Raw genomic sequence first — 1,490 nt, forward strand, 5'->3', positions numbered from 1 at the left:
GATGCTAAACCAACCCTGACGGGCGTTGCTCAGCCTAATACCGTTGTATATTTGCGGGATGCAGCAGGCAATGATATTGGCAGTGCAAAAACTGATGCAGTGACCGGCAAATGGGTTATCGAGCCGAATAATGATTTGCAACAGGGTGAGAACGTATTAACCCTGGTGGCTATTGAAGAGTTTGGCAAAGATGCCAATGGTGCGCCGATTTACCGTGAGGGCAAAGTCTCTGATTCCTTCATCATTAATGTTGGCATGGCTGACTTCGTTACCATCGTCGATGCCCTTGATGATGTGGGGAAATGGAGTGGCGTGCTGAACAATGGCGCGCTTACCGACGACACCACGCCAACACTGCGCGGCCAGACAAATGAAGGCGCTACGGTCATCGTTTACTACCGCAAAGCGGGTGAAAGCACCTGGGCAGGAAGCGCAACCGCAACGGTGAACGGACAAAACTGGAGCTGGACCCCTTCCCCTGCGCTGGCGGCCGGTCAATACGAGTTCCAGGCGGCGACACCTAAAGTCTCTTCTGCACTATTTAACCTGGACATCTTTGCTGCGGGTTCAGGCGATCAGCAGACAAAAATCACCGAAGTCTGGGACGATTTCGGCACCAGTATCGGCAAACTCAACAGCGGTGATTATACCGATGACATGTCACCGAGATTCACTGGTCGGGCAGAATCGAACAGCCGGGTTGTGATTCAGTACACGCTCAATGGCAGCCAGAACAGTGTCACCGTTGATGTAGGCCATGATGGAAAATGGAGCTGGACGCCGTCGGTTGATCTGTTGGCTGGCGACTGGAATTTCCAGGTTAAGAGTGAAGGTGCAGCGGACTGGAATGACAGTTTCGATCTGCATATTTATCCGTCACCTTCGGTGCCGACCACCATAACACAGGTATTTGACGATGTTGGCGTTACCGGGCCTGTCGGCAACAACGGTATCACCGATGACAGCACCCCTACCTTATCCGGTCGCTCTGAAGCGGGACGCTTTGTCCTTATTTACGACGGTAACACACTGCTGGGCTCCACGCAGACAAGCAGTAATGGTGACTGGAGTTTCACGCCGACGGCGCTGGGCGACGGACGCCATAACTTCTGGGCCGTGCAGCGTGACTATTCCGGCGTGTCAAATAAATGGCAGATCGAAATCGATACTTCCGGTTTGGGTCCGGATAAACCAAGCATTACAGGATTGTTCGAGCACCAGGCGAGTGGCGCATACGACAAGTTTGCTAATGGCGGCATTATTGATGATGGCAGCGTAAAGGTTGAAGGCACAGGCCGCGCGCTGAGCGTTATTAATATTTACGATGGCACAACGTTAATTGGCAGCACCACGGCAGGCACCGACGGTAAATGGTCATATCTGCACGACAGTAATTATTCTTCAGGTTTCCACAGTATCACCGCAAGAGAAGTAAAATCAGCAGGCGTCAGCGACCCTTCAAATGAAGCCAGGTTTACGTTGGTGGGTAC

At 52.3% G+C, this 1,490-nt stretch carries 1 protein-coding gene; it reads left to right on the forward strand.

Features of this window, described 5'->3' with window-relative positions:
* Positions 1-1,490: Ig-like domain-containing protein (locus BM323_RS24190; RefSeq protein ID WP_254773319.1), on the forward strand; the 1,490-nt coding region annotated here is incomplete at both ends.

The sequence above is a fragment of the Pantoea sp. YR525 genome, assembly GCF_900116775.1.
Taxonomy (GTDB): Bacteria; Pseudomonadota; Gammaproteobacteria; order Enterobacterales; family Enterobacteriaceae; genus Pantoea; species Pantoea symbiotica.